Below are 6,681 nucleotides of genomic sequence, written 5' to 3'. Positions count from 1 at the left end.
ATGAGCGGTCGTTCGACACCTAGGCGTAGATCAACGACAATCAAGCCAAGAATCTACAATGTCGGCAACCAGAAAACCTACAAGAAGCTATGCGGCCACGAATAAAGTATTTGTTAGCCTTCGCGTTAATTTTTACGATACTGGCTGGGATCAGGTTTGGTATCTCCACGCGCAGCCACATAGTTAATGTATTGCTGTTCTTTTCGGTCTTCGTAGGCTACGCATATATCGCTTTCGGCGCGTTCGCGTTACAACCGCGACGATTCGGACTAGCTTTGGGAACCGTGCTTTCGATCCCGGTCGCGGTCTCAATTCTGGCTTCGCCGTTGATACTATTTGTTGCCTACTGGACGCTCAACGATTCCGCTCGGGGTCCGGACACGGTGATTCCTATGGCGGATGGCCTACTTTGTGCAGAGTATTCTTCGGGCTCGGTAGTTACCGAAGCAGACGAGACCTTTGAGCTTGATCGACCGATGCTAGGAGTATTTTTGATTCGTCTGGCAGTAGATAGTGGGCCGATTCGGGATAACTATTCTGTCCAAACAGGATGCGCCTCGGTTTACCAAACGTGGCAATCATCGCGGTTAGCATCGACCAAATAATATCTTTCGTGCGCTAGGGCAGTCGGCAACCCCGATCGTCCGCTTTCCAGAAACTCGCCGATCAATCCGGGGCGAACTGAGCCAAAACGCATTCGGCACTAGCCGGCCAGTTTGAGTCCTTCGGCATCGTGGACCAGATCGTCAACAATTGGCAAGTATCATCAGATTTTCTCTGTTGCCAACTTCAGACCTAATCCGACAAACAAGGCGCCCATGATCCTAGTCAACCATGCTGAAATAGTCTGGTTACGACGAAGTGCACCTGTCATTCTCGCCGCGAGAAACACGTAGGTGATACTCGTTGATATTCCGACCATGTTGCCAATCACGCCCAACGCAATGAGATGCTTCACAGGACTCGGGTCGTGTGCGTTCATGAACTGCGGAAGCAATGCGATGTAAAACAGAGCGACTTTCGGATTCAAGACGTCACTGAGAAAGCCTTGCCAGAAGATGAGATGTAAAGCTCTTTTCTTGGCATCGCCGCTGACAGGGAGGGCAATTCCCTTGGTGCGCAATGCTCCAAAGCCAAGGTAAGTGAGGTAAGCCGCGCCGACCCACTTTACAGCGGTGAACGCCGTTGCTGATGCCAAGACAAGTGCCGAGAGTCCCGTTACCGCAGCAAGCAAATGTACATAGGCGCCGAGATTAATTCCGAACGCAGCGCATAGTCCTGCCGCACGTCCTTGTGCAATTGTGCGCCCAAGCATGAACAACATGTCCGGGCCAGGCACGAGACAAAGAACAAGGCTTGCGACTACAAAAAGCATGTATGTATGCAGACTCATAGTGTCTCTGATTCAATCTCGGGAGGGGCGAACAAAGCTTGCCATAAACACGGCTTGAGGGTGCTGAAAAAACATTTCTTCCGCCATTGGCGATCTGCTCGCATTGAGTCAGTTAGGGCAACCTTAATGTCCGCTTTCAGGTGGGCCGACCGTCCCTCGTGGGTCGGCTTATGCCGATTGCATGAGAACTCGCGCCGGAGATGATCGCCGCGCCGGTCGTGGGGCGGTGGTCGGCCAGTTTCGGAAATTCGACGGCATCGGCTACATCGGCGACAATCGCCGATCACAGATCGCTGAGGCGGAACCGATGCATCTCAATCCAGACCAGTATCTGCAGACCGATGTTGGCCGAATCTTTACGGCCGAACGCAATGCAGCAGCGTGGGAACGCCTGTATGCAGATCTATCCGCTGCCCTTCAGGTGCACAGGCGGCCGATAGTCATGGTCATCGGTGTTCAAGGTGCGGGAAAGTCCACTAGGGCGAGGAAATGGGCATCGGAGTCAAACGAAACCATCTACGTCGATTCAACCTTCGCAACCGCGAATCGCCGCTCACGAGTTCTTGAGATTGCCAAAGCTGTCGGGGTTAGCGTCGCCGCGGTATGGGTGAAGGTTGATTTGCAGACCGCACTACGCCGCAACAGGAGTCGACCGGTCGACGAAATAGTTCCCGATGACGCTGTTGAAAACGTCTTTAAAATTTTCGAACCGCCGTCGCTTGTCGAGGGATTCTGCGAGGTGGTGATTCTCGACGATGATTTCGATTCGACTCAGCCGTTGGGTGACCGTCTCGTCGACAGCTGAATTTTGTCTTTTGGGGAGCATGACTGTCCGTTCAGGCGCGGCGGTAGCCGGCCATACGCGGTCGGTCGACGGCCTGCCCGAGATTGTCGACAATACGGACACTCTTGGATCCGTATGAACGGCAAAAATACCCATACTCATGCTGAGCATCTTACCGAAACAGTTGACGCTTTGAAGGTCTTAAATTGAGAAACTATAAATGGTGGGCCACCGCACTGGCCGCCGTCACTGTCCACGCTCATGCTCAGCCCCCGGACTCTGTGCGGTATGTCCCGTCTACGAGAATTCTCGTCATCACCAATGCAGATCACACTGAAAAACAATGTCGCATCAATACGGAGCTAGTGAATGCGACGCCCGTTTTCAATTGGAACAAAACGATCGTCACTCTTGGCAACGTCGAATACGTGAGCGTCGCTTCGGTGATCAACTGCGCCGGTGGCATTGCTCCGATCGAACGCATTCCCGACAAAGCCGGCACCGTGACTGATGTGAACATCGCGAATGGGCTGTATCTATCGGTTGCCGTAGTGAGCTCCAGCCCTCTAACCTATACGGCACTAGTTGCAAAACTCGGCAGCAAACTACCTGTCGCCAATTTTCCGGGGATGTATAACGCGTCGAAGAGCACGTCCCGCTTGCTCAAGGAATCGTTCACTTACATCGATTCGCAGCCGGGTCGAATCTCTCCCGACGGACGCTACGTGAGCGTTGACGGCAGCATGCGGTGCACACCGGAAGCTTATCCCGGGGTATGGGATCTAAAGCGTAAGCAAAAGGTCGTGCGTGAAAATGGCTGCGAATCGCTTTTCACGTCGTCTTGATGCACGTGGCTGCGTGGATCACGCACAAACATGTGGATCTGTAGCCCCCATCTGATCTGTCATACCATGGCATGCCATCAGCAACTGACCGTTTTATCGAACGTTCGAGCCTATCTAGTTGCTGACGGATTTTCGATGTTAGAGCGACACTGGTTTGGCAAATCGGAACAGCACCGGTCTATCCGAACCAGATTGCAGACTGCAAGAGGCAACTGCAGGAGCGGGTTGCCGATGTGTTCGATGCCGGCAACCCGGCGGCACCGACAGTCGACGTGAAGGTATTGCACGCGAAGATCGGGCAGTTGACGCTGGAAAACTATTTTGTTGAAAGCTCGCTCAGCAAGGCGAGGCTGCTGGGCATAAGGCGATGATCGATCGTGATCACGCCCTGCCGGCGATACAGCAGGCCCGGTTCGTAGGCATCGGCCGGTCGAGCGCTTGTTACCGATCGCGCGGGTCAGCGACGCGGATCTGAAATTGATGCGCCGTATTGACGGGCTTTACCTTGAGCATTCATTTGCGGGGACGCGAATGCTGGCACGACTGCTGCATCGCGAAGGCATCAAGGTCGGGCGCAGACACGTCAGCACCTTGATGAAGCGAATGGGCGTCCACGCGTTGTATCGCAAGCCAAACACGAGCGCCAAGCTTGCAGCCCACAGGATCTCGCCGTGCCCGCTTCGCAACCGGAAAATCGACCCGGCCAATCAGGTCTGGGCGCTCGATACGAGCTATACCGCCGATGGCGCGCGGCTTCGTATATCTGAGGGCTTTCGTGGACTGGGCGAGCCATCGGGTACTGGCACACCGGGTGGCGCACGCTGGAGAGCTGCCATGCTGCCCAGGCGCAGGAGGAAGCGTTTGCGAAATACTTGGCTGCCTGAGATCGTCAACACGGATCAAGGCAGCCAGTTCACCGCAACCGAATTTACCAACGCAGTGCTCAGCCGGAGTGTTCTTCTGTCCATGGATGGAAAGGGCGCCTGGCGTGACAACGTTTTCGTTGAACGGGTGTGGCTAGGTTTCCGAATTTCCCGAGGGCGACGTAGCAATAATGCTCGACGGTGGATCACACTGACTACGTGGGTTGGTTACCGCATTACAGAGTTCCGCCTCGTAAGACTGCCGCCTTCTTAAAGCGCAAGTCGGGGACTGCCCGCTACAACAAACACGGCCAGCCGTTCGTATGGACCGCGACGTCCGATTCAATTCTCCAGAAAGTGGCTCGGTTGTGCAAAGTTATTTCTGGGACAGAACACCAGCTTACGGGGCGTATGATCGAGCGGCAGTTTGGCATCAAACCACTGTGCCGTTGCGGTTACACTGCGATCTGCCGTCTGTCCTAACATTGTCCAACTATGAAACTGCATCAACTGAGAGCCCTCGCTGCCGTTGCGGAAACCGGGAGCATTCTGGAAGCGTCGCGCATGCTGCATGTCACGCAATCGGCGTTAAGCAAGGCGCTCAAGGAACTGGAAGGGCAGGTGGGCGCGACGCTGTTCGTGCGTTCCAGCAAGGGTGTGCAGTTGACCGTCCATGGTCAGCGGCTCGTCGGCCATGCGCGGCTTATCAGTGAGAACGTGCGCCGCGCGCGCGACGACATGGAAGAGATGAACGGAAACGCGCTCAGCGAAATCAGCATTGGTGTGACGCCAGTTACTGCGCTGCTTCGTCCACTGGCCGATTGCCTTTCGGCGTTCCGGCGCGATTATCCGCAGACGCGTTTGCGTATGCTGGAAATGCGGCCGAACCAGTTGCTCGAACACGTCCGGGAAGGTACGCTCGATTTCGCCGTGACATCGCAGCGCATGGCGCCTGACAGCCTGCTCGACTGCACGCGGCTGCTGAGCATGGCCACACTGGTGGCGGCGCGCAAGGGGCATCCGCTGAGCGCTGAGCGCTCACTCGCTTCGTTGACCGACGCTGAATGGATCGTGCTTGATCCGCTTGCAGACGCGAGCACGCCTTTCGCGCAGCTATTCGCTGATCAGGGTCTCCCATTGCCCTCGCGCGTGATTGAATGCTCGTCGATGTCGCTCGCGCTCGCTATGTGTTCGCAGATGGACACACTCATTCTGCTTTCGACAGAATCCACGAGCAGTCGTTTTATGCGTGAAACGATGGATTTTCTCGAACTTAACGAGCCGCTACCCGCTCGCGAGATTTCGCTCGTCACGCGCGATCGCCATACACTGCCACGCTCGGCGGAACGGCTGCACAACGTGATAGCCGATGCGTTGCGTGACTACGATCCCACGCGCGCGCGCATACTCAAGCCGTGACGCCGCTATAACCGGGCCTCACTTGGATTGAGGGCACTCCAGTCGTTGCGTTGTGTTCTTCACTCATTGCAAGATAGGCGAGGACATCGCGCAATTTCCATCGATGTGCTCTCCGGAGAAGGCGCGTCTGACGAACAGTGTCGAGTCGGGCAGCGATCCATTGACCGTGCCCGAGTGATCGAGCGAAGGGTAAAGGTGCGATTCGATGAGATCGCCCGCGGCGCATGCATCGTGGGCCAGTCTTATCTGGTCTGCGGTATAGACATCGACGTCTTTACCACCCATGCCCATGAAAATTGGAATATCGGTGTTGAGTGTGGGATAGGCCGCCTGCCGGGTGAATTCGTCGACTAAAGCCTTCGGCCATGCGCGGGCGAAACTGTCATGAGCCGTCACCCCCTCGGACACGATTCGCTGTTCAAGCGTCGGAAGACACGCGTGCTGGCTCAACTCGAATACGGATCTGGCTTTTTCGTTCAGGTAATCGGCGGGAGCAAACGACGGATCCAGGATCGAGGCAGTTGCAAAGCGGAGTAAGACGTAGGCAAACGCCGGGTCGACCGTCGAACTCGTCAATCCGTGTTCGGTGGATGCTGTCTTTAACTTCGAAGTGGCATAGGGAGTACCAGTGACAACCACGCCAACGATGTCGAGATCTGGAGCGTATTGCCGCGCGTATGCCGCTGTTGCAAATCCGGCGCGTGCGCCCTGGGATTGTCCGAAGACGACAACCTTGGAAGACAGCGCAAAACTGCCGTGCTGAACGGCTCGAATGCTGTCGAGAAGATCGTAGGCGAGCGGCCGGGTCAGCCCGTAAGGATGGAGTCCGGTTGTGCCGAGACCTTGATAGTCGGTAGCTACAATAGCGTAGCCCAATGCCAGCCAAGCGTTCAAGTAGGTCGTGTCACGGGCGCTACGTCCTGCAAACGACGGCGCGCATACATCGGCGATGCCAACCGTCCCGTGTGCCCACGCCATGAGTGGCCAGCCACCTTTCGGTGGCGTCCCCTTCGGAAGGTAAAGTGCGCCGGACACGACAATCGGCGTGTGATTATCGACTCCATCCGTCGACGTATACAAGACGCGGATATTTTCTCCTGCATTGTCGAGGCTTTGCTGCGGCGTCAATGATTCGCTGCGCAGGAGGCGGCCTGGTGTGTTCGGGATCGCTTCTCTCCATGTGTAGAACGACGGCAGACTGGTGGATGTCGTCGTGCTGTCTTGTCGGACCGCGCAGCCTGCGAGCAGCATAAGCAGTGGCGAAATCAAAATGCAGAGCGATTTAAAGTTGGAACAGTAGTGTCGTAGCGCTATGGTAATCATTGAATTCTTATCGGTCACTTCATCTGAAATAGAAAGGCGATCGCACGCTACGTT

The 6,681-nt window shown here is 55.7% G+C and carries 7 protein-coding genes; 5 read left to right on the top strand and 2 right to left on the bottom strand.

The genetic code is table 11. The annotated features are described in order from the left end of the window. Positions 1-766 precede the first annotated feature (766 nt). On the bottom strand, positions 767-1,375 hold the full coding sequence (locus U5A67_RS39205; protein WP_321959818.1) for a LysE family translocator: 609 nt from the start codon (positions 1,373-1,375) through the stop codon (positions 767-769). A 199-nt stretch (positions 1,376-1,574) separates the two neighbouring features. Between U5A67_RS39205 and U5A67_RS39200 the strand changes: the two genes are divergently transcribed. The 5 genes from U5A67_RS39200 (at position 1,575) to U5A67_RS39180 (ending at position 5,304) form a co-directional block, all read left to right on the top strand. Next, the gene (locus tag U5A67_RS39200) at positions 1,575-2,198 is read left to right on the top strand and encodes an AAA family ATPase (RefSeq protein ID WP_321818601.1); all 624 of its coding nucleotides are present in this window, start codon (positions 1,575-1,577) and stop codon (positions 2,196-2,198) included. A 344-nt stretch (positions 2,199-2,542) separates the two neighbouring features. Continuing rightward, positions 2,543-3,022, top strand: a complete 480-nt coding sequence (locus tag U5A67_RS39195) for a hypothetical protein (protein WP_321818600.1) — start codon at positions 2,543-2,545, stop codon at positions 3,020-3,022. 233 nt (positions 3,023-3,255) lie between these two features. Further along, the gene (locus U5A67_RS39190) at positions 3,256-3,393 is read left to right on the top strand and encodes a hypothetical protein (protein WP_321818599.1); all 138 of its coding nucleotides are present in this window, start codon (positions 3,256-3,258) and stop codon (positions 3,391-3,393) included. Between the two features lie 67 nt (positions 3,394-3,460). Beyond that, complete coding sequence (locus tag U5A67_RS39185; protein WP_321818598.1) at positions 3,461-4,159, top strand: IS3 family transposase; 699 nt, start codon at positions 3,461-3,463, stop codon at positions 4,157-4,159. A 221-nt stretch (positions 4,160-4,380) separates the two neighbouring features. Next, positions 4,381-5,304 (top strand): LysR substrate-binding domain-containing protein, encoded by a 924-nt coding sequence (locus U5A67_RS39180; RefSeq protein WP_321818597.1) that lies wholly within the window; start codon positions 4,381-4,383, stop codon positions 5,302-5,304. Between the two features lie 63 nt (positions 5,305-5,367). Here U5A67_RS39180 and U5A67_RS39175 read toward each other — a convergent pair whose 3' ends face one another. Next, the gene (locus U5A67_RS39175) at positions 5,368-6,627 is read right to left on the bottom strand and encodes a lipase family protein (RefSeq protein ID WP_415768318.1); all 1,260 of its coding nucleotides are present in this window, start codon (positions 6,625-6,627) and stop codon (positions 5,368-5,370) included. Positions 6,628-6,681 lie beyond the last annotated feature (54 nt).

Origin of the sequence: Paraburkholderia sp. J69-1 (assembly GCF_905220255.1) — a bacterium.
Classification (GTDB): Bacteria; Pseudomonadota; Gammaproteobacteria; order Burkholderiales; family Burkholderiaceae; genus Paraburkholderia.
This window is presented reverse-complemented; position numbering and strand designations above follow the sequence as displayed.